At 51.7% G+C, this 21,420-nt stretch carries 25 protein-coding genes, 1 tRNA gene and 1 pseudogene; 23 read left to right on the top strand and 4 right to left on the bottom strand.

The features are described from left to right. From J3349_RS14110 to J3349_RS12990, 10 genes and pseudogenes are all read left to right on the top strand, one after another. Nucleotides 1-465 (top strand): annotated as a pseudogene (locus tag J3349_RS14110) (hypothetical protein); the annotation flags it as partial. Then, entirely contained in the window at nt 453-647 is a 195-nt protein-coding gene (locus tag J3349_RS13030) for a helix-turn-helix domain-containing protein (protein ID WP_097783680.1), read from the top strand. The pseudogene J3349_RS14110 and the gene J3349_RS13030, both read left to right, overlap by 13 nt. Continuing rightward, nucleotides 634-1,305, top strand: a complete 672-nt coding sequence (locus tag J3349_RS13025) for a response regulator transcription factor (protein ID WP_097783681.1) — start codon at nt 634-636, stop codon at nt 1,303-1,305. Before J3349_RS13030 ends, J3349_RS13025 begins: the two co-directional genes overlap by 14 nt. Next, nucleotides 1,302-2,315 (top strand): sensor histidine kinase, encoded by a 1,014-nt coding sequence (locus J3349_RS13020; protein WP_097783682.1) that lies wholly within the window; start codon nt 1,302-1,304, stop codon nt 2,313-2,315. Before J3349_RS13025 ends, J3349_RS13020 begins: the two co-directional genes overlap by 4 nt. A 110-nt stretch (nt 2,316-2,425) precedes the next feature. Continuing rightward, on the top strand, nt 2,426-3,193 hold the full coding sequence (locus J3349_RS13015; protein WP_207677704.1) for an ABC transporter ATP-binding protein: 768 nt from the start codon (nt 2,426-2,428) through the stop codon (nt 3,191-3,193). Next, on the top strand, nt 3,183-5,393 hold the full coding sequence (locus tag J3349_RS13010; protein ID WP_097783684.1) for an ABC transporter permease: 2,211 nt from the start codon (nt 3,183-3,185) through the stop codon (nt 5,391-5,393). The genes J3349_RS13015 and J3349_RS13010 overlap by 11 nt, the downstream gene beginning before the upstream one ends. Nucleotides 5,394-5,410: 17 nt before the next feature. Continuing rightward, on the top strand, nt 5,411-5,602 hold the full coding sequence (locus tag J3349_RS13005; RefSeq protein ID WP_160141231.1) for a hypothetical protein: 192 nt from the start codon (nt 5,411-5,413) through the stop codon (nt 5,600-5,602). Nucleotide 5,603: 1 nt separating this feature from the next. Then, nucleotides 5,604-5,777 carry a hypothetical protein gene (locus J3349_RS13000; protein ID WP_242699649.1) on the top strand — a complete coding sequence of 58 codons (174 nt, stop codon included), beginning with the start codon at nt 5,604-5,606 and terminating at the stop codon, nt 5,775-5,777. Between the two features lie 104 nt (nt 5,778-5,881). Then, a complete protein-coding gene (locus J3349_RS12995; RefSeq protein ID WP_207677703.1) occupies nt 5,882-6,313 on the top strand; it encodes a winged helix-turn-helix domain-containing protein in 432 nt (143 codons plus the stop codon). 139 nt (nt 6,314-6,452) lie between these two features. Continuing rightward, on the top strand, nt 6,453-6,671 hold the full coding sequence (locus tag J3349_RS12990; RefSeq protein ID WP_005946639.1) for a hypothetical protein: 219 nt from the start codon (nt 6,453-6,455) through the stop codon (nt 6,669-6,671). Between the two features lie 87 nt (nt 6,672-6,758). Here the strand turns inward: J3349_RS12990 and J3349_RS12985 are convergent, their stop codons facing one another. Continuing rightward, nucleotides 6,759-7,115 carry a helix-turn-helix transcriptional regulator gene (locus J3349_RS12985; RefSeq protein WP_120120193.1) on the bottom strand — a complete coding sequence of 119 codons (357 nt, stop codon included), beginning with the start codon at nt 7,113-7,115 and terminating at the stop codon, nt 6,759-6,761. A gap of 429 nt (nt 7,116-7,544) precedes the next feature. Here J3349_RS12985 and J3349_RS12980 point away from each other — a divergent pair, with 429 nt between their 5' ends. The 8 genes from J3349_RS12980 to J3349_RS12945 all read left to right on the top strand — a co-directional run bounded on the left by J3349_RS12980 (nt 7,545) and on the right by J3349_RS12945 (nt 12,787). After that, nucleotides 7,545-7,769, top strand: coding sequence for a hypothetical protein (locus J3349_RS12980; protein ID WP_005939514.1), 225 nt, complete (start codon nt 7,545-7,547; stop codon nt 7,767-7,769). Further along, nucleotides 7,759-8,085 (top strand): helix-turn-helix transcriptional regulator, encoded by a 327-nt coding sequence (locus J3349_RS12975; protein ID WP_207677702.1) that lies wholly within the window; start codon nt 7,759-7,761, stop codon nt 8,083-8,085. The genes J3349_RS12980 and J3349_RS12975 overlap by 11 nt, the downstream gene beginning before the upstream one ends. 415 nt (nt 8,086-8,500) lie before the next feature. Next, nucleotides 8,501-8,746 carry a hypothetical protein gene (locus J3349_RS12970; RefSeq protein ID WP_097783479.1) on the top strand — a complete coding sequence of 82 codons (246 nt, stop codon included), beginning with the start codon at nt 8,501-8,503 and terminating at the stop codon, nt 8,744-8,746. Further along, nucleotides 8,724-9,713, top strand: coding sequence for a hypothetical protein (locus tag J3349_RS12965; protein ID WP_207677701.1), 990 nt, complete (start codon nt 8,724-8,726; stop codon nt 9,711-9,713). The genes J3349_RS12970 and J3349_RS12965 overlap by 23 nt, the downstream gene beginning before the upstream one ends. Continuing rightward, nucleotides 9,710-10,507: a DUF6551 family protein gene (locus J3349_RS12960; RefSeq protein ID WP_207677700.1), complete on the top strand. Its 798-nt coding sequence runs from the start codon at nt 9,710-9,712 to the stop codon at nt 10,505-10,507. Before J3349_RS12965 ends, J3349_RS12960 begins: the two co-directional genes overlap by 4 nt. Further along, nucleotides 10,507-10,923 carry a type II toxin-antitoxin system PemK/MazF family toxin gene (locus J3349_RS12955; protein ID WP_242699655.1) on the top strand — a complete coding sequence of 139 codons (417 nt, stop codon included), beginning with the start codon at nt 10,507-10,509 and terminating at the stop codon, nt 10,921-10,923. Before J3349_RS12960 ends, J3349_RS12955 begins: the two co-directional genes overlap by 1 nt. Further along, nucleotides 10,895-11,056, top strand: a complete 162-nt coding sequence (locus tag J3349_RS12950; protein WP_207677699.1) for a hypothetical protein — start codon at nt 10,895-10,897, stop codon at nt 11,054-11,056. Before J3349_RS12955 ends, J3349_RS12950 begins: the two co-directional genes overlap by 29 nt. A gap of 117 nt (nt 11,057-11,173) precedes the next feature. Continuing rightward, complete coding sequence (locus J3349_RS12945) at nt 11,174-12,787, top strand: recombinase family protein (RefSeq protein WP_207677698.1); 1,614 nt, start codon at nt 11,174-11,176, stop codon at nt 12,785-12,787. A gap of 188 nt (nt 12,788-12,975) precedes the next feature. On the opposite strand, the gene J3349_RS12940 is transcribed toward J3349_RS12945, so the two are convergent. Next, nucleotides 12,976-13,051 (bottom strand) — tRNA-Ala (locus tag J3349_RS12940). Nucleotides 13,052-13,516: 465 nt separating this feature from the next. Between J3349_RS12940 and J3349_RS12935 the strand changes: the two genes are divergently transcribed. Beyond that, the gene (locus J3349_RS12935; RefSeq protein WP_158397144.1) at nt 13,517-14,029 is read left to right on the top strand and encodes a nitroreductase family protein; all 513 of its coding nucleotides are present in this window, start codon (nt 13,517-13,519) and stop codon (nt 14,027-14,029) included. A 40-nt stretch (nt 14,030-14,069) separates the two neighbouring features. Here J3349_RS12935 and J3349_RS14275 read toward each other — a convergent pair whose 3' ends face one another. Next, entirely contained in the window at nt 14,070-14,231 is a 162-nt protein-coding gene (locus tag J3349_RS14275; RefSeq protein WP_347565014.1) for a hypothetical protein, read from the bottom strand. A 306-nt stretch (nt 14,232-14,537) separates the two neighbouring features. Between J3349_RS14275 and J3349_RS12925 the strand changes: the two genes are divergently transcribed. From J3349_RS12925 to aspS, 4 genes are all read left to right on the top strand, one after another. Beyond that, complete coding sequence (locus tag J3349_RS12925) at nt 14,538-15,161, top strand: sugar transferase (protein WP_207677697.1); 624 nt, start codon at nt 14,538-14,540, stop codon at nt 15,159-15,161. A gap of 12 nt (nt 15,162-15,173) precedes the next feature. Beyond that, nucleotides 15,174-16,106: a glycosyltransferase family 2 protein gene (locus J3349_RS12920; protein ID WP_207677696.1), complete on the top strand. Its 933-nt coding sequence runs from the start codon at nt 15,174-15,176 to the stop codon at nt 16,104-16,106. A gap of 3 nt (nt 16,107-16,109) precedes the next feature. After that, on the top strand, nt 16,110-17,102 hold the full coding sequence (locus J3349_RS12915) for a glycosyltransferase (protein WP_207677695.1): 993 nt from the start codon (nt 16,110-16,112) through the stop codon (nt 17,100-17,102). A gap of 96 nt (nt 17,103-17,198) precedes the next feature. Then, nucleotides 17,199-18,533, top strand: coding sequence for an aspartate--tRNA(Asn) ligase (gene aspS / locus J3349_RS12910; protein WP_207677694.1), 1,335 nt, complete (start codon nt 17,199-17,201; stop codon nt 18,531-18,533). Between the two features lie 307 nt (nt 18,534-18,840). On the opposite strand, the gene J3349_RS12905 is transcribed toward aspS, so the two are convergent. Next, nucleotides 18,841-21,417, bottom strand: coding sequence for a heavy metal translocating P-type ATPase (locus tag J3349_RS12905; RefSeq protein WP_207677693.1), 2,577 nt, complete (start codon nt 21,415-21,417; stop codon nt 18,841-18,843). Between the last annotated feature and the right edge of the window lie 3 nt (nt 21,418-21,420).

The following is a 21,420-nucleotide window of genomic DNA, read 5'->3' as shown; positions in this document are numbered from 1 at the left end:
CGATTTCGTTCTTATTGGCTACCTGTGCTATTGACTTTGCTTAATTGGTCTACAACAATGCGTCCTTTTTGTCCGCAGTTTGAAATTTTTAGATTGGAGAAAAACGCCATGCTAACCTTGGAATGGACCGGTAAAAATAAAGTCATGAACCATCATCAGGAAGTTCCCTTCCGGGTGCTGGAGCGGCAATACAGTTTTGATGAGCAGGGGCAGCACACCGAGAACAACGACAGTGAGAACATGATCATCCACGGCGATAATCTTGAAGCACTGAAAGCCCTGTTGCCGCAGTATGAGGGCAAGGTGAAGTACATCTATATCGTTATCTTAACCCCCATTCTAATGAGTATCCTAAGTTCAGAGAATGCAGTAAGATTAAACTTTATAATTCATATTATGTTTCTTGCATTATTCGAGATGAGGAACTATAATGTACTCTGTGGAGGTGCGAAATGGACTATATGACATTGAAAGAGGCCGCCGAGAAGTGGGGCGTGACACCTCGTAGAGTAAATTACTATTGCACCGCCGACCGTATTCCCGGCGCTGTGAAAATGGCCGGTGTCTGGTTGGTACCAAAGGATGCAGACAAACCGATTGACGGAAGAACAAAGCAAGGGAAGGCACTAAAACATGAAACCATATAAAATATTGATTATTGAGGACGATCCTGTCATACAAGGTGAAATGGAAACCCTTTTGCGAGGCAATGGATATACTGCTGTTTCAGTAAAGGATTTTTCAAAGGTCACCGACACTTTCAAAGCAGAAGAACCTCACCTCATATTACTGGATATTAAATTGCCCAATGAGAGCGGCTTTTCTATCTGCTCTAAAATCCGCAGCATTTCTAATGTTCCAATTATTTTTGTGACAAGCTGCAATACCGATATGGACGAGCTGAACAGCATCATGCTTGGCGGTGATGCCTTTATCACAAAACCATACAATACAGCAATTTTACTTGCCAAAATTGCCGCCCTCTTGCGGCGTGTATACGCTTCTGAACAATCCGAGATATTGACATGGAATGATGCAACGCTACACCTGGAAAGCAGCATGATTGAATATAAAGGTCAGAAAGCAGAATTGACAAAAAACGAATTGAAAATCCTCTACTACCTTTTTAAGAACGCCGGAAAAATCTGTTCCAGAAATGATATGGTAGATTTTCTTTGGGATAATCAACTCTACATTGATGACAATGCCCTCAGTGTCAATATCACTCGCATTCGGAATAAATTGGATTACATTGGCCTGCACGACTTCATTAAAACAAAACACAGGCAGGGATATACACTATGAGCGGCAAACAATATCTGAAAAATCAACTGCCCGTGCTCCTGCTGAACCTTTTGGGGGTATTGGCACTTGCACTATTTTTGATCGCCACCGGGACCTCCCGCCAAGCCATTTCCTTTATCGCTTTGGTCTGGATTGTGGTTGTAGTTTGCTATCTGACGGTCTCTTTTTTCATACAAAAAAGACATTGTGAAACGCTGTTGGTAATGGCCGAGCAGTTGGGGGAAAAATATCTGATGCCCGAAGTGATGGCCATGCCGGAAAGAGCCGATGAACAGGTCTTTTATCAGATTTTGAAAATGGCCGAAAAGTCTATGCTGGAAAAGATCGGCGAAATCCAGAGCGAACGGCAAGAATACAAGGAATATATAGAGCAATGGATTCATGAGGTCAAAACTCCGATTACCGCCATGAAGCTGATCTGTGAAAATAATCGTTCAGAATTTACCAGAGAGCTACTGGTAGAGGTTGAAAATATAAACCACTTTACAGAACAAGCCCTTTACTATGCCCGAAGTGAGCATACGGAAAAAGATTATACCGTCCGTGAGATACGGATTAGAGATGTGGTCCATGATGCAATCGCAGACAGTAAATACCTACTACGCAAAAACCATGTGACGGTTGAGGTGGAGGATGATGGAAAAATCGCCTATATGGATGATAAGTGGGTACGATTCATTCTGAATCAAATTATCAGCAATGCGGTAAAGTATCGGACGGAGCAACCATCGTTGCGCTTTTCTACGGCGCAGAAACATAATCAGGTGATTTTATCTGTAGAAGATAATGGAATCGGAATCCCACAGAGCGATTTGCCCCGCGTTTTCGAGAAGGGATTTACCGGACAGAATGGCCGAACGGTTCATAGTTCCACCGGGATTGGCCTGTACCTTTGTAAACGGCTCTGCGATAAACTGGGGATTGGATTGTCAGTCTGTTCCCAGGGCAACGGGACAAGCGTTTCTCTTATCTTCCCAATCAACGACTTTGTCGCTGGAGTGCAGGGCTGACACGCTCTGCACTTCTTTCATTTTTGTAAGAAGTGTGTAAGAAAACTTGATACAAACAACTCTGCGTACCCGCTACAATAGAGGCATGGATGATTCATGGAGGTAAGACAATGGAACCCATTTTAAAATTAGAACATATCCAGAAATACTATGGCAATGAGGGAAATATCACAAAAGCAATCCGAGATATTAGCTTTTCGGTAGAAGCTGGTGAGTTTCTGGGCATTATGGGCGCTTCCGGCTCTGGAAAGACGACTTTGCTCAACTGTATTTCCACGATTGATACCGTGAGCGCAGGACACATCTATTTGGGAGGAACGGATGTTACGGAGATAAAGCCCAAGGCCATTGCCCGGTTTCGCAGGGAGAATCTTGGCTTTGTGTTTCAAGACTTTAATCTGCTGGATACCCTGACGATTTCTGAAAACATTGCATTGGCTCTTTCCATCAATAAAACGCCCGCCAGAGATGTGGAGCTGCGTATCCAAGACATTGCCCAAAAGCTCAATATCACGGATATTTTAAACAAGTATCCCTATCAGGTTTCCGGCGGCCAGAAGCAGCGTTGTGCGTGTGCCAGGGCAATTATCAACAATCCCAAACTGCTTTTGGCAGATGAACCAACCGGTGCGTTGGATAGCCATTCGGCGCAAATGCTTCTGTCTACGATCCAGAGCATCAACGAACAACTTAGTGCGACGATTCTTATGGTGACGCATGATGCCTTTACCGCCAGTTACGCCAGCAGAATTCTTTTTCTGCAAGACGGAGCCATTTTTACCGAACTGCGCAAAGGCAACGACAGCAGGAGTGCCTTCTTTGAGAAAATCCTCAATGTCCTTACCATGATTGGAGGAGGACAAAGTCATGTATGCTAAACTTGTTTTCCGCAATGCAAAGCGCTCCGTCAAAGACTATTTGATTTATATCGTGACCATGACGATCTGTGTCACCTTGTTTTATTCCTTTCTGTCTATTTCCAGCCGCTACTACCAACCCGATATTGGAAGCGAGTACAATTTCACAATCTTGAGTGATGGCATGAAGGCCGCGATCTGCGTCATTACTCTGTTCTTACTTTTCTTGATTCGTTTTGTCAATCACTATATGCTGCGGCGTAAACAAAAAGAGTTTGCGGTCCAGTCCATTATGGGAATGGAACAAAAGACCGTCGGCAGACTTTTCTTTGCAGAAACTTTTATGATGGGGATCCTCTCGATTGCCATTGGAATTTTTCTCGGTGTATTCTGCTCCCAGTTTATCACAGCCATGCTGTTGACTACCTATGGAAAAAGCTATGAATTGTCGTGGACACTATTTCCGGATACAGTCTTGCTGACAATCGGCTTCTTTATATTCAGCTTCTTGATTGTTGGGATATTCAATACTCGCACTATTCGCAAAACCAAAATCATTGATATGTTGGCAGCGGAGAAAGAAAATGATCCTGAGCTAAAAAAGAGCCGCTGGATTGCTGCTGTGGTTCTGCTGTTTGAAGGATTCACAGTGTGGATGCTTCTCACTGGCGTGCAAAAAATAGTATTCTACTATGATGGCCGTTTTGCTATCCCTGCCAAACTCATGTTCTGGGGAAACATTCTATTTCCGGCCATTACATTACTTTGGTCTGGATTCTGGCTGATTAGAAAGAGAAAAACCGGCGTTTCTACCCTGCTTCCGGGACTGCTGGTATGCACAGTTCTGAACACGGTTATGGCCGCCAGTGTGCCGGCTTTGACCAGTCGATACTATCTGGCTTTGGGGGCCGGGGCAATCAATCAATACTTGTTATTTCTCCTGATTGATCTTCTTTTCTTCATTTGTTGTGTCATTTATCTTAGCAGCAGCTTTATTGTTGCATGGAAAGCAAAGGCCCCGGAACACAGATACAAGGGCGAAAATCTGTTCTTTTTTGGGCAGATTACATCCAAACTGAATACTACCAGCAAGACTATGACGCTGATCTGTGTAACCTTAGTGCTTGCAATTTTTATGTTTATTGCAGCCCCCATTCTGGTGGGATGGGCTTCCGGCTATCTTGATATACGTTCTATGTACGATGTGCAGATTTCCTCTCGTTATAACGATGTATACGACGAAGAAAACCTGCCCGATGACAATTACGAACTTGTAACGGATTTTCTATCAGAACATGGGATTGAAACTGACTATGATTGCACCTTTTCTCTTTATCTGCCGAGCAAGGACGATTTTCATAACCGGATGAAATACGACTTTCCTGTTGTGGCAATTTCTTTAAGTGATTACAACACCATTCGCAAAATGCTGGGATATGAACCGATCACTTTATCAGAGGACGAGTTCACAACACAGTGGCAATCTATTGCAACGAACGAAGAACGGGATAGCTTTTTGAAAGAGCATAGCAGCATTCTGACAGACGCAGGGGAACTTACACTTTCTGAACATTCTTTTTACGAGGAAGCAATTGGAGAAACGGCCTATAACTCTTATACGGATGTACTCTATGTATTTCCAGATAGTATCTGCGAAAACTTACTCTCGGTGATTCGGAACCGTTATATCATGACGACGGAAAGCATTTCCTATGAAAATGCCCGCACCTTAGAACAGGCTTTTTCAGCCGAGTATCCAGAAATAACCGATACCGGCGTCAGTTATGCCATTCGCTTGAGTACCCTACAAGTCAATACCACAAAAGCAAGTAATTTTGTTTTGCAGGCGTCTATGCTCTATGCAGCTGTTGTGCTGATGGTAATTTGTCTTACGGTGTTATCTTTGCAGCAACTTTTGGATGCAAGCCAATATAAATATCGCTTCTCGGTACTTCGCAAATTGGGTGTGGAGGATACTCACATAGGTAAACTGGTATTGAAACAATTAGGCATCTGGTTTGGACTGCCAATCGTTGTCGCCATCATCGTGTCCACAATGGTCATAATTTATTTTATTCAAACGATCTCCGCAGAAATCTCTGCCTATATTGGTTTCGGCGCATTGATGTCACAAATCGGTACGACGGTAAGCATTCTTGCTTTGCTATTGATTTGCTACTTCATCAGCACATGGTTATTGTTTAAGAAAAGTATTAAATAAGAAGTATCTGTCGAGCGATGGCAAAAGAAAAAAGCCGTCGTATGGCGGAAAACAATATTCCCTACAAGGTGCGGGCGGCACTGCTTCTGGTGCCGCTGAATACACCAATGCCTACCGGGGCAGTGACTCAATCCTTGTGGTACATTGCAGTTCGTTCCGGGGACGTCCACCGGGTGCAGCACTATCTTCGCACAGAAAGGGATACCTAAGATGGAGCAGTTATCGGCACGTCTGCTGTTAACGGCTGGCATCCTGCTGCTGATCGCAGGGGTGATTTTTGCCATTCTCCAAGTATGGCTCTATACCGACCTTCTCTGGGCAGGCGCGTTTGGATGCCTGCTGGCGGCTCTGAACTTTCGGGATTCCAAAAACGACGGCGGCTAAAGCACACGGCATCGTAGTGCACGGTCAATGCGGAAATGCGAGCTACACCCGATTTTCCATATCGAGTGATATAGATTTGGCTTTGGGGGAGGATTGTCTGTTGTATGCAAAAAATTGAAGTTGTTGTTCGCATCACGAAGGATCACTGCCCACCGCAAGAGCAGACGATTTTTGAATGGTTCGATTTGATGCGGAATCCCACAGACGCTCTGAGCAGTCCCGATCTGGAAATCAACTTGGAACACCACCGTGTTTTCAAACACGGAACAGAGGTGTACATGAGTCGTTATGAATACGGTGTTTTGAGTTTGATGGCACAGCATCCGGGCAAACTGTTTACAAAGGAGCAGATCTTTGAAGCAGTCTGGCATAAGGACAGCGAAAGCTATTTGAGAGCCGTCACCAGCACGATCGGTCGAATCCGCCAGAAAATAGAGGATGACAAAGATCACCCCCGTTATATTAAAACGGTTTCCAACATTGGATATCAATTTGTCCCATCATCGGAATCGGTGCGATTGAATCGCAATCTGTAATAAAAGCCATACCGTGAGATCCTAGTAGGACTCTTCGGTATGGCTTTTATCGTTTTCTGTGCTGTACAAAATCGGCATCCTTGCATAGATGACCAAGAATATTCTAAGATAGAGATAACTTAATTCAGGAGGTCGAACCATGCGAACATTTGAAGAAGTATTGACTCACTTCCATAGCTTTTTAGAGTCTGCGACCTATTTGGACGTTGTTCCATGCCGCTGGGGATATGTAAGGCTTTTTAATGAAGGCAATCCCATCAATTTCAATGCAATTCTTTGCCGTACACCACAAGAACTATATACGGCATTGGAAAATGATTTGGAAACAGAGATTCAGGTCAGCTTGGGAATCGACTGAATTGGTATAAAATTGGTTTGCTTTTGGGTTCGTTTTGGTATAGTGACTTTGAAAAATATGCTATACTGTACCACAAGCAAAACATTTTCAAGGATTTTCAATTTTACTGTAAAACTCTGTCAGATGCTTTGCCAGTGTGCGGGTCGAGTCCATTAAGGTTTCCCGCACTGCTTCTGGACAGGAAAGATAGATTCGATTGAACTCTTTTAACTCTATTTCCGTTTTACCCATCCCCGGAGTAATCAGCGCATCAAGCGAAACCGGCAAAACACGAGCAATCGCCAAAAGAATTTCGTAAGATGGATTCATGCTGCCTTTTTCAATGTTGGCGATATGCTTCGTTGAAACATGGCAGCGTTCAGCAAGTTGTTCTTGTGTTAAACCTGCCAGCTTGCGCTCCGTGCGAACCTTTTCTCCAAGTACCTTCAAGTCAGAATTCGGCATCATCGTTCACCTCAATAGTATTGTATCGTTCTGGTGAATGACGCGGTATAACCTTGTATTTCCTGTGAGTAGGAAGTATAGTGCCGATTTTTGCGTTTCCCGGTCGAGTTATAAAAAAAAAACGGTAACTCGTCCGGGCGATTTCACGCGCTATTCGATCACAGTTGCCGTTTGTGGAGGTAACTGTGATTTTTTATTGGGGTAACGCATCAAAAAAAGCCTGTCTGCTGCCGTAGACCAGACCGCTCCGAAACAGGCACAATCGTTCCGTTCTGCCACCCACAATCGTGCCGATATGCTGTACTGCGCCAGCTTCCCTCAATGGGAGGCTGGCGTTTTTGCGCTTTTAAGGGCAAGGTGTCGTGGGCCACCACGATCCTTTTTGTCCGAATGCTCACATTCCGTAAAATAACTGGAGGATTATTGATAATGAAATCGACCTATTTGCTTCCGTGGTTCAAGATGACCACATGGTACTTCCGACTGTCTCGATTGCTGGAAGTTTCCAACGTCAAAAAGCGCACCAAAAATCATAGTGCTGATGCCGACCGTATTTTCATGTTGGTGAAAAATCATGTGCTGGCCGTATCCGGCATGGGAGATGAAGCTCCGCCCACTCCCGGCGGAAGAAACGGAGGGAGTGATGTATTATGATCCTGCTGCAACGGGTGAACGAATCCAAAACCTCCGAAAAGACCGTGAAGTGACACAAGAACAGCTTGCCATCGACCTGAACATCAGTGACCGCTACATGAGAAATCTGGAGAAGGGTGAGAAAGTTCCGTCTGTCGACCTCTTTGTGGAGCTGCGGGAGCGATTTGGCTCCTCGCTGGACTACATCGTCTTAGGTGTGTCTGCGTCCCAGCGGGAGCAGAAACTGCAAGATCAGCTGCAAATGCTCCGCAAAGAACTGAAAGAAATGCAGCGGCGGATTCTTGTTATGCTGGAAATGCTGGGCGAATCTGCTTGATCAAACGCTTTACTGTTGTAAACCGGAACGATTGGTTCCGGTGAAAATGGCAAAACCGGAACTACTGGTTCCTAACGAGAACTTCAGTTTTCAAGTACACTATGGTCACAGTAAGGGCAGCCCCCCTAACAGGGGACGACAAACCCGAAACTGTACCGTGTACCTTGAAAATTGAAGAAGCAGCTTTTCGGTACTTCCAGACAATGATACTTCCGTAATTCGCGGCCCGGTCAGAAAGCAGACGGGGTGGCTGAGATGCCAATGGAGCGGTGCAAATCCGCCGCCGAAAAGTTCCCACCTCCGGGGTGTCGAGGACAAATAGGAGAAAAACAGTATTTTTCAAACCACCAGTTGAGGATTTCTCGGCTGGTGGTTTTACATTTCCCATCAAAATACCGATATGGAGGAAATCTATATGAGTCGATTTTATAACAACTGCGTAGACGAAGCCAGCTTGACTACCCTCTGCCCGATTTGCCTGGATTCCTTTCAGGGGGCAAAGGGCGTTCGCGTCCGGCGCGCAGACCCTAAGCAGAAGATCAAGGATGTCTGCACCTACTGCCAGATTCGCTATGGTTTCGATTATTATGTACAGCCCGATAAGAACGCTGGGCAGTATGTGAAGCGAGGCCATTTCGATGATGAATCTGAATGCGCTTAAAATCGACCCGGAGTTTCAGGGCAAGATCCCGCCCCTGAATTTTGAAGAAGAACAACAGCTTGAGCAGAACATTCTCCACGAAGGGCGGCTGCTGAATCCCATTATCATCTGGAATGGCTTTATTCTGGACGGACATACCCGCTACCGCATCCTGCGGAAGCATCCGTTCATCGCCTACCAGACACAGGAGATCGAACTGGATAACCGTTACGCGGCTCTTTCATGGATCTGCCAGAACCAGCTTGGACGCAGAAATCTCGACCCGGAACGGAAGAAGTTTCTGATGGGCAAGCTGTATGAATCCGAAAAGCTGGCACGGGGCGGCTCCAAAGAGCGGGCACACGATGAGAACGGACGGTTCACCTCAATGGTTCAAAATGATCCATTGAGGGCAAAGCAGCTCTCCACCTGTGAGCGCATTGCCGCACAAAACGGCGTTGGGGCGGCTACCGTAAAGCGAGCAGAAAAATATGCCAAAGGCGTGGACGCAGCGGAAGATGCAGTCCCCGGTGCAAGAGAGGAAATCCTGACCGGGCGCATCAAAGCAACGGATGCGGAGATTACCGCCTTGGCAAAGAAGCCGAAAGCGGAAATTCCTGCTGCTCTTGCAGAGTTGCGAAAGCCAAAGCAAGAACGTCAGCCCCGAAAAGCGGAAACATCTTCTTCAAAACAGGTATCCTCTGAAATCAGCAAAAGCATCCAAGGGCATCAACGCCAGCTTACTACCGAAGAAAGAACCTCTCTGAAGGCATCCATTGATAATCGCTATCAGGAACGAGCCGTTGCAAACGGTTCCCTGATGATGTGCGAGGTGCAGGGTGCCAAAGAGGACTTCATTCGCCGCTGGAATACGATTTTCAAAGAATACCCGGATGTTTTTGAAGATTCGGACTGCCGCAAGATCATTCACGACTTGACTGAAGATGCCGTACAGTATCTTCTGAAAATAAAGGAGAAAACGCTATGATGCTTTCCAACCTGAACCTTTCCAGCCTGCCGGAGTGCAACTTTGAAGTGCGGTACGTTGACAGCGTTCTGCTGAATCCCTGCGCCGAGTATCAGCGGCTGCTCCGCATGGGTAAAGTTGCAAAAATTGCAGCCAACTTTTCGGAGTACATCGCCAATGAGCCGAAAGTCAGCTACCGGGATGGCCGCTACTTCGTCTTTGACGGACAGAACACCATCGAGGCACGGAAAACGTGCAACGGTGGGCGTGACCTCCCGATTCGCTGCAAGGTCTTCTATGGCCTTTCCAAAGAACATGAGGCTCTGCTGTTCGCCGTGCAGACAGGCATTTCCAGCGAACTGACCGCTGGTGAACGGCTCCGTGCCAAACTGGTAGCTCATGAAGAAAACGCCTGTGACTTCGTTTCGGTAACGGAGGACACGGGCGTTCGGTTTGCACTGGATGGGATTCGTGCCCCGTGGAAAATCTACTGCATCCGCTCGGCCTACTACATCTACAAGAGCTACGGTGCAGCACTTTACCGTGAAATGCTGAGTATCCTTGTAGATGCTTGGGGTGGCGATTCTGATTCCTTCCTGTCGGGCATCCTGCATGGCATGGCTCGTTTTCTGGCTCTGTATCAGGGCGAATACAGCCGGGAACGGCTGATTCTTCGGCTGCGCACGGTGCACCCCAAGACCATCACCCGGCTGGCACAGAACGACACTGGCAATGTGGCGGACCGCCACATGAAACAGATCCTGTCCATTTACAACGGTGCTGGTCGTGCCCACAGTCTGCCCTGCAAGCGGTGATGAACATGATCCCAGTCAACCGAAAGTTTCTGCGTGGTGATATTTACTACGCCAATCTGGAGCCGCACCTCGGCTCCGAACAGGGCGGCATTCGCCCTGTGGTCGTGGTGCAGAACAACACCGCAAACTGCTATTCGCCCAACCTCATTATTGCGCCTGTCACATCCAATACTGCAAAGAAGCCCGATCACCAAGCCCACGTTCTTGTGGGCGGTAATCGGGCTTTTGTGCAGCCTTCTATGATCTTGGGAGAATCCATTCAGACCATCAGCAAGGGACGGCTGATCCGCCCAATGGGGCGGTTGAGCATCCCGGAACTCATTCGGCTTAATTATGCGCTGCTCTATCAGCTCGATCTGAACGAATGGGTATGGAGAAAGGAGGCCTATGAACGCTATCTGCGATACCGCCGCTAAATCGGAAACTCTTTCCGTCAAAGGCTGCAAGGTCAAAATCACCTATGCGCCTGCGGATACGGACTGTCTGGATGCGATCCAGAAGCTGCTGCAAACTACCATCCTGCGCACGGCAGGACACACCGCTGCCTGACATCCTTGTGTTCCTTGAATGCGTGAGATAAGATAAAATCGAACTGAACCTTGAAAACAAAATATGGACGAGACACGTTTGATTTTTCCTTTCTCACTTAAAGAAAGAGAGATTGAAATGAAAAAACGTGTTTATACCCTATACCGTGTTTCAACAAAGGGACAGGTCGAGAAAGACGACATCCCCATGCAGAAAGAATCCTGCCGCGACTTCGCAGAAAGTCAAGGTTGGGAAATCGTCAAGGAATTTTCCGAGAAAGGCGTTTCCGGCTTCAAGAAGTCTGCCAAAGAGCGTGATGAACTCCAGAAAATCCAACAGGCTGCAATGGAAGGCAAATTCGACATCCTGCTGGTGTTCATGTTTGACCGTCTAGGCCGCCGTGATGATGAAACGCCCTTTATTGTGGAATGGTTCACGAAGCAGGGCATCGAGGTCTGGAGCGTGAACGAAGGACAGCAGCGGTTCGACACTCATGTGGACAAGCTGATGAACTACATCCGCTACTGGCAGGCATCCGGCGAGAGCCTGAAAACCTCCGTCCGTACCCGGACAAGGCTGGAACAGCTCACCGGGGAGGGCCACTACACAGGCGGTACTGTGCCTTACGGCTACAAGCGTGTCCGTCTTGGCCGAGTGAACAAGAAAAATCAGGAGGTCTGTGACCTTGTGATTGACGAAGCAGAAGCTGAAATCGTCCGGCTGATCTTCCACAAGTACGTTTATGAGGGCTACGGCGCACAGAAGTTGAGCCACTACCTTTATGAACAGGGCGTTGTAGGCCGGAACAGCAAGAACATCCCTAACACCAGCATCGTTCGGATGATAAAGAACAAGTGCTACACGGGCTACCTCATCAATGGTGCAGTGGAAGCCGAGTGCCCACAGCTCCGTATCATCGACCCGGATTTGTTTGAGCGGGCGCAGGAGCTGCGGCAAGCGCGTACCTGTGAACGCGGCGGCACCTCGCTGGGCACCAGTTCTAAAGCCTTGCTGACCGGGCTGGTCTATTGCGCCCACTGCGGCAACCGCCTGAGCCTGACCAGCAGCGGACGGACGCACACCTACGCCGATGGGCATACGGTGAAAGAAGTCCGCCCCCGGTATAGCTGCTTCTACAAGATTCGGCATCCGGGTGACTGCGATGGGCAGTCCGGCTACGGCGTTTCCAAGCTGGATTCCATCGTGGAAGAAGTTGTCCGGCAGATCTTTGCACAGTTCCGCGAGGTCTCCCGGAAGAAGCTGCTGGAATCGGTCAAGACAAACGATGCCGCCCGCATCCAGAAGAAGGTCAAGAAAATCCAGAAAGACTTGGAAGCTAAGCAGAAAGAACTGGATGACCTGAAAGCCGAAACCATCCTCGTCATCCGGGGTGTGAGTGCCTTGGACAAAGAACTGCTCGGCACACTGGTAGCCGAGGCAAGAGAGGCTTTGGAAACTCTGGAAAAGCAGCTTGTTCAGGCGCAGGAAGAATACGAAGAAGCCACCAAAACGGCAAAGCGCAGTAACTACATCTGCAACGAGTTGTTTACATGGGCGGATGTGTATGACACTGCCAGCCACGATGAACGCCGCGCCATCTTGCAGCAGTTCATCAAGGAGATTCGCGTCCGAAAGGACTATGAAATCTCGATCACTCTGAACGCCAGCTTTGACCAAGTGGAGCAGCTCAAGGCGGTATCAACCTACGATGGTGCGGAAATTTTTGAAGAAATTTCCGAAAAGGGGGCATAAAAGCGATGCGCTTGCCCGCAGCACTCTGCAAAATGCAAAGAAAGAAGCGTGAAACCGATGGATTTTCAAAAAGTACATTGATGCCCCCGCCCGGTTCGCATCCGACTTCAGGGTTCGGAACCCGGCACGGTCTGCCAAGGTTTTTTGAACATAAAAAACGCCGCATCGTACAAAACGATGCGGCGAATTGGTGGACCTAGAGGGATTCGAACCCTTGACCTCTCGGATGCGAACCGAACGCTCTCCCAACTGAGCTATAGGCCCATATTTAGGGGCGTGACTCGGTTGGGCGACCAACCGACATACTCCCCATTTGAATGCCCACAACTCTGTGGGGCACAAAAGCGATACGCTTGCACTCCCAGCTGAGCTATAGGCCCATATTTAGGGGCGTGACGCGGTTGGGCGACCAACCGACATACTCCCCATTTGAATGCCCACAACTCTGTGGGGCACAAAAGCGATACGCTTGCACTCCCAGCTGAGCTATAGGCCCATATTTGTTTTTCAGAACGAGAACAGTGTAACTCTTTTAGAAGGATTTGTCAAGGACTTTTCACCCGGGCGGCCTGCGGGGAATGTCCGGCTGAATCGGACGCGCCGTTTCTTAAAAAACGACAGATCCTTTAGTAAAAATAACAGTGGCTCTCAGAGAAAAAGCGTGCTACAATAATGCTGAGACTTCTGTACATGAAAAGTCTATCACCCAAAGTCAGGAGGACAACGGTTATGGAATTTACTAAGGTCGTTGCAGAGCGTTATTCCTGCAAGAATTTCAGCACACGTAAGGTAGAAGCCGAGAAGTTGACGGAGATCCTGGAAGCGGGGAGGCTGGCCCCGACCGCCAAGAATTTTCAGGAGCAGCGCATCTATGTGCTGCAGTCGGAAGAAAGCCTGGCAAAGCTCGACAAGGTGACGCCCTGCCGCTATGGCGCGCCTACCTGCCTCGTCGTGGCCTTCGATAAAAACAGCGTCTTTACTTATCCCGGCGGAAAGCGGGACTCCGGCGTGGAGGATGCCGCCATCGTGGCGACCCACCTGATGCTGGCCGCTGCCAACGCAGGTGTGGACAGCTGTTGGCTCAACTTCTTCGACCCGGATGAGCTGGCCAAGGAGCTGGGCCTGCCGGAAAATGAAGAGGTCCTGATGATCCTCGACCTCGGCTATGCCGCAGAAGGCGCAGGGCCGCTGGCAAACCACGGCTCGAGAAAGCCCTTGTCCGCGACGGTCGCATACCTGTAATACCAAAAAACACCCGGAGATGCTTCCGGGTGTTTTTGCGTTATTGTCCGACGATACGCCAGTGTTCGGGCTTGTTGTGATCGGTGGTCACGCCGTCGTCGGTATACATCCGGTAGGGCGCAGGCAGGCCGTCGGGCGCGAAGCGCCAGAAGGTGAGGGCCGTATCGTTCAGCTGGGCGGTGTTGGCGGCGGGCTGTGCCACCTCCCGGATGTCGGCCTCCGTCTTGTAGCCGAAGCGGCTTTGGGCCAGACCAAACGCCCACTTGGGCGGGATATAGCTGGGGCCGATGAGCTGCCGGAATTCCTTTGCGACCTCTGCCGCTGTAGGGGCTGTGATGAGGTAGAGCGCATAGTTCGGCTCTGCCGTGGCGAAGCGGAGGGTGTCGTGGCGGGTATAGCCGATACAACAAAACCGGCATTTTCGGCAGAACAGGCGGCCCGGGGCTTGTTTGGGCAGGGGAAAATGGTATATAATAAGTATATTCTAGGAATAAAAGGGAGAACCATCATGTATCAAAAAGGAATCAAGCGGCTGCTGGACGTGGTACTGTCGGCCTGCGGCTTGCTGGTGCTGTCGCCGCTGCTGCTTTTGCTCTGCCTTGCCATCAAGCTGGACTCGCCGGGGCCGGTGTTCTTCAAGCAGAAGCGGGTGGGCATCCATAAAAGCTATTTCAACATCCTGAAATTCCGCACCATGCGCATCGACACCCCCCATGACATGCCCACCCATCTGCTCCACGACCCGGAGCAGTATATCACCCGGGTGGGCCGTTTCCTGCGCAAGACCAGCCTGGACGAGCTGCCCCAGCTGTGGAATATCCTTGTGGGCGATATGGCAGTCATCGGTCCGCGCCCGGCCCTCTGGAACCAGTACGACCTGTTGGCCGAACGGGACAAGTACGGCGCAAACGACGTCCGTCCCGGCCTGACCGGCTGGGCGCAGATCCATGGCCGCGACGAGCTGGAGATCACGGAGAAAGCGAAGCTCGACGGCTGGTATGTGGAGCATATGAGCTTCTGGCTGGACATCAAATGCTTCTTCGGCACCATCAAGGCTGTGGCCGACCACGACGGCGTGGTGGAGGGCGGCACCGGGACGCTGCACGAAGAAGAGAAAAATGACCATAAATAAGGAAAACATAACATGCTGAATGAACTGTATCACTTTGCGACTCCATGGGCAAAGGCAACGAAACGCCAGATCAACGTGAACCGGATGCTTGGAGTGGCGGCGAATGCTCTTTATCCGATATATTGTGCATGGAGTCCGCTCCCGAAGCAGAGAACAGCGCAGGGCGAAAGGATGGTGGTGTCTCTGACCACCTTCCCGCTCCGAATCGGGAAAGTCCATCTGACGATCCAGAGCATCCTGCGGCAGAGCCGTCCGGCGGACCGTATCCTGCTCTGGCTGTCCAAGGAGGAATTTCCGGAGGAAGCACAGCTCCCGGCAAACCTGCTCCGCCTGAAAGAAAAGGGACTGGACATCCGCTTCTGCGACAATATCCGCTCCTTTAAAAAGGTGTTCTACACCGCGCAGGAATTTGAAAATGATGTGATCGTTACGGCGGATGATGATGCGCTCTACCCGGAAAACTGGCTGGAGGGGCTGTGGGATACCCACGAAAAGTATCCGGGCTGCGTGTGCTGTTACCGCGCGCATGAGATCACGTTTGAAGGCGGAAGGGTGGCGCCTTATCAGGAGTGGTACGGCTTGTCGCCAGACAAAAAAGGACCTTCGAAAGCACTTTTTCCGGTGGGCGTTGGAGGGGTGTTGTATCCTGCAGGCTATTTCAGCGGCATCGAGTTCGACAGCGGGAAGATTATGAAGCTGTGCCCGACGGCGGACGATATGTGGCTCAAGATCGTGGGAGCGCAGAAAAGGATCCCGGCAGTAAAGGTGAGCACCAACTCGAAGGAGTGGTTCACCATCCGGAACAGCCAGCGCCAGTGCCTGATGTCGGTCAACACCGCCGGAAGGATGCGGAACGATGAAGCACTTCAGAACCTGATGGAATATTATCACGTTACAGCGGAGATGCTGGGCGGCACATCAACAGAGCAGAAAGGCAAAGGATAAAAGATGGCGGGCAGAACAGATGTGAAGATCAGCGTGATCGTACCGGTCTACAATGTAGAAAAAGAACTTCCCCGCTGCATCGAGAGCCTCCTGACACAGACGCATTCGAATTTTGAGCTGCTCCTGATAAACGATGGCTCATCGGATGGCAGCCCTGAGATCATGGAGAGATACGCGGAGAAGGACCCGCGCATCCGCACCCTGCATAAGAAAAATGGCGGGGTGTCCTCAGCACGCAACAGGGGGCTGGAACAGGCAAAAGGCGAATATGTGTGCTTTGTGGATGCGGACGATGTGGTGGCTTCGTGTTATCTGGAATGGCTTTGCCGGGCAATACAAGAAAGCAGACTTCCTCTTGCAATTTGCAAACAGGTGGATTTTGAGGAGAAAGAGACGGATCCATTCTGTGACCTTCCGACAGAAATGCCTGCGCTGAAAACACATAAAATTGAAAATTATACATTTTGGGATGAAAATGTGTGTACCCGGTGCGTTCGAGGAATGATGAGAGCGGATTTGGTTCGAGATATTCGATATGACGAACAGATTGCTATCGGAGAAGATGCTCTATTTATGGTGCAGGCCTTGCTGCGGACGAAGGGGTACGTTTGTGTGCCCTGTGCACTTTATGCCTATTACATCCGGCCGGATTCAGCGATTCATCAGAGCGACTTTTCACCAAAACAATACAGCGAAATAACTACTTGGGAAAAAATTTGTGCCTTGGTGGAAAGACAGCCGGGCAGTATGAGCCGTACAGCGGAAGAGCGGTTCGTGGTGGCCTGCGCCCATGTATATTACCGGATGGCGGGCAGCGACCATGCCGATCCGGAGCTGCAAGCCAAGATCGTGCGGATGGCGCGAGAGCACTGGCGGGCGGCCTTGCGAGTCCCGAACAGCAAGAAGCGTGAAAAGAGCAAGCTCTGGATGCTGATCTGTTGCCCGGCGGCGGGACGCTGGATGTGGAGGCTGGGAAAAAAGCTGAAACAGGGATGAGCCGGAGCATCTTGAGAAACGAAGTGGTTTTGTCTTGATTTATGTCGGAAATGTTATATAATAAAATAGTATACAAGACACAGAAGGAGGATTTCCATGGAACGCACCTATATCAATGAGGTACAAAAGGAAATTGGCAGCACGGTCAAGGTGCAGGGCTTTATCGAGAACCTGCGCAACAGCAAATATATGGCCTTCATCGTGCTGAAGGATATTACCGGCAAACTTCAGATCACCGTCGAGAAGGAGGACCATCCCGAGCTGGTGGACATCATCGACAAGCTGACCCCGGACTCTGTCATCACCGTCACCGGCAAGGTGATGGAGAATGACTACGTCAAGATGGGCGGCATCGAGATGATCCCCGAGACCATCGAGATCGAGAGCATCGCCGACGCGCTGCCCATCGTCCGCAAGGAGATCGCCGCCACCAAGAAGAAGAAGGCTGTGGAGCGTTCCAGCATCGACCAGCGCATCGACTACCGCTGGATCGACCTGCGCACCGATGAGAACCAGCTGATGTTCAAGGCACAGAGCTGCTTCGTCAACGCCATGCGTCAGTTCCTGCTCGAGCGCAGCTTCATCGAGATCCACACCCCGAAGCTCATCGCTGCTGCCAGCGAGAGCGGCTCTGAGGTGTTCAAGGTGGACTACTTCGACCGCAACGCCTATCTGGCCCAGAGTCCTCAGTTCTATAAGCAGATGGCCATGGCCGCCGGCTTCGAGCGCATCTTTGAGACTGGCCCCGTCTTCCGCGCGGAGAAGAGCTACACCAATAAGCACTCCACCGAGTTCTCCGGCTTCGACCTCGAGTTTAGCTACATCACCTCTTACAAGGACGTCATGAAGATGGAGGAAGAGCTTCTGACTGCCGGTCTGAAGGCCGTCAAGGAGCAGTACGGCGAGCAGATCAAGGAGCTGTTTGGTCTGGAAGTCGTCGTCCCCACCACGCCGTTCCCTGTGGTCAAGCTGGCCGACCTGTACAAGGGTCTGGAAGAGGAGTTCGGCTACACTGTCGATGAGAGCGAGAAGGGCGACCTGACCACCGAGGCCGAGCGCCTGAGCTACGACTGGGTCAAGAAGCACTACGGCCACGAGTTCCTGTTTATCACCGACTACTCCGCTGAGAAGCGTGCTTTCTACCACATGCGCGACGAGAACGGCGTGCCGCAGGGCTACGACCTCATCTGGCGCGGCGTGGAGATCACCACCGGCGCACAGCGTGAGCATCGCTACGACGTGCTGAAGAAGCAGGCAGAGGAGAAGGGCCTGGCCGATGACGTCAAGTTCTATCTGGAGTTCTTCCAGTATGGCTGCCCTCCGCACGGCGGCTTCGGTCTGGGCATCGACCGTCTGACCATGCTGCTCTGCGGCCAGTCCATCAAGGACGCCGAGTTCCTGTTCCGCGGCCCCAACCGTCTGACTCCGTAAGGAATGAAACCTCTCCGTCAATGCTTCGCATTGCCACCTCTCCTATCGAGGAGAGGCCTTGGCATTTCGCAAAGCTTTGTCTCTTTGCCAGAGGCTCCCCTCGGTAGGGGCAACAACGACGACCGCCGCCAGTGGCGGAAACAGGGAGTTGTTGTTGGGGCAGCGGCCAGTAAGACGCGCGCAATGCGCAGCGGATGCTGGGTGCCGCAACCCGGCCTTGTTGAGCGATAGCGAGACTGAGAGGTTATGACCTATAACAAAAGCCAGCGCACATTTCTCGTGCGCTGGCTTTTCTGCATTTTACAGCTTACTGGATGCCGGTGACCTTGTAGTCCTGTGCCTCGACGGCGTTCTTGAGCACGTCGTCGGCGACCTCGGCGTTCAGGGTGACGATGGCGGTGCCGGCCTCGTGGCTCACGACAGCCTCGTCCACCTCGGGCAGGGCTTCCAGAGCCTTCTTCACGCGGGCTTCGCAGTGGCCGCACATCATGCCTTCCACTTTCAGGGTCTTCTTCATGGTATTATCCTCCGTTTTGACTTCGGGCGCTTCGGCGTCCGATTTTTTGTTATTTTCAGCCGCAGACTGCACCGGGGCAGCAGCGGGAGAAGCGGTTTTGTGGTCGTGCCTGGTGCTGTGCAAATCGAACAGGTTCAGCCGCAGGGCGTTGCTCACGACGCAGAAGCTGGACAGGCTCATGGCAGCAGCACCGAACATGGGGTTCAGCGTCAGGCCGAAGGGGATGAACAGACCAGCCGCCAGCGGGATGCCGATGATATTGTAGATGAACGCCCAGAACAGGTTCTCGTGGATGTTCCGCAGGGTGGCGCGGCTGAGGCGGATGGCCGCAGGCACGTCCGAGAGCTTCGAGTTCATCAGCACGACGTCGGCGGCGTCAATGGCCACGTCGGTGCCTGCGCCGATGGCAATGCCGGTGTCGGCACGGGTGAGGGCGGGAGCGTCGTTGATGCCGTCACCCACCATGGCCACCTTGCCGCTGGCCTGCAGCTGGCGGATGACGGCCTCCTTGCCGTCGGGCAGGACGCCCGCGATGACCTCGTCCACGCCCGCCTGCCTGCCGATGGCGTCGGCGGTGCGCTGGTTGTCGCCGGTGAGCATCACGACCCGGATGCCCATGTTCTGCAGCTGACGGATGGCTTCGGGGCTGTCCTCCTTGATGGTGTCGGCCACGGCGATAACGCCCAGCAGACGGCCTGCGCCGCCGAAGAAGAGGGGAGTCTTGCCCTCAGAGGCCAGCTTTTCAGCCTGCTGTGCCAGTGCGGCGGGCAGGGTGAGCTTGGTCTGGATGAAGGCGGCATTGCCGGCATAGATGCCCATGCCGTTCAGTTTAGCCGCCAGACCATTGCCCGGCAGGGCCGCGAAGTCAGTGACTTCCGGGGGAGTGATGGCCTTTGCCTCGGCGTCGGCCAGAACTGCCTTTGCCAGAGGGTGCTCGCTGCGGCTTTCCAGCGCTGCGGCCAGTGTCAGAAGCTCCGTCTCGGAGACACCCTCAGCGGGCAGCAGGTCGGTGACGCGGGGTGCGCCCTCGGTGATGGTGCCGGTCTTGTCCAGCGCCACGATCTGGGTGCGGCCTGCGGCTTCCAACGAGGCAGCAGTCTTGAAGAGGATGCCGTTTTTTGCGCCGAGACCATTGCCGACCATAATAGCCACAGGTGTTGCAAGGCCCAGTGCGCAGGGGCAGCTGATGACCAGAACGGAGATGCCGCGTGCCAGTGCATAGCCCAGCTCATGGCCCAGCAGCAGCCAGACGATGGTGGTGACGACGGCGATGGAGATGACCGCCGGGACGAAGAAGCCCGACACGGTGTCAGCGATTTTTGCGATAGGAGCTTTGGTGGCGGCGGCATCGCTGACCATCTTGATGATCTGAGCCAGCGTGGTATCCTCGCCCACGCGGGTAGCCTCACAGCGGAGGAAGCCCGACTGATTGGTGGTGGCGGCGCTGACTTTGTCGCCGACGGCCTTGTCCACCGGGATGCTCTCGCCGGTCAGGGCGCTCTCATTGACTGCGCTGGTGCCTTCCAGCACCACGCCGTCCACCGGGATATTCTCGCCGGGGCGGACCACAAAGACGTCGCCCTTCTGCACGTCGGCGATGGCCACGGTCACTTCCGCGCCGTCCCGCACCAGCGTGGCGGTCTTGGGGGCCAGCTTCATCAGGCTCTTGAGGGCGTCGGTGGTCTTGCCCTTGGAGCGGGCTTCCAGCATCTTGCCCACCGTGATGAGGGTCAGGATCATGGCGGCAGACTCGAAGTAGAACTCCATCATATAGTGCATGACGAGCTCGTCGTTTCCGTCCACCTGGGCGCGGGTCATGGCGAAGAGGGCGTAAGTGCTCCACACGAAGCTTGCCATGGAGCCGAGGGCCACCAGCGTATCCATGTTGGGTGCGCCGTGGATGAGGCCCTTAAATCCGTTGATGAAGAACTTCTGGTTGATGACCATGACGATGCCCGCCAGCAGCAGCTGGACAAGGCCCATGGCGACGTGGTTGCCGTCGAACCAGTGGGGCAGGGGCCAGCCCCACATCATGTGGCCCATGGAGAAGTACATCAGCACCAGCAGGAAGCCCAGCGAGGCGATGAGACGGCGCTTGAGCTTCGGTGTCTCGCGGTCAGCCAGTGCATCGAGGTCGGCGCTGGCGTCCGAAGTCTTACTGGCAGAGGCATTCTTCGGGCTTGCGCCGTAGCCTGCTTCCTGCACAGCCGAGAGGATGGCGGCAGGGGAGGCTGTGCCTTCCACGCCCATGGAGTTTGTCAGAAGGCTCACCGAGCAGCTCGTGACGCCCGGCACCTTCTTCACGGCCTTTTCCACCCGGGCAGAGCAGGCCGCGCAGCTCATGCCTGTGACATTGTATTGTTCCATTGC

This window comes from Faecalibacterium sp. Marseille-P9590, assembly GCF_017377665.1.
Taxonomy (GTDB): domain Bacteria; phylum Bacillota; class Clostridia; order Oscillospirales; family Ruminococcaceae; genus Faecalibacterium.
This window is presented reverse-complemented; position numbering and strand designations above follow the sequence as displayed.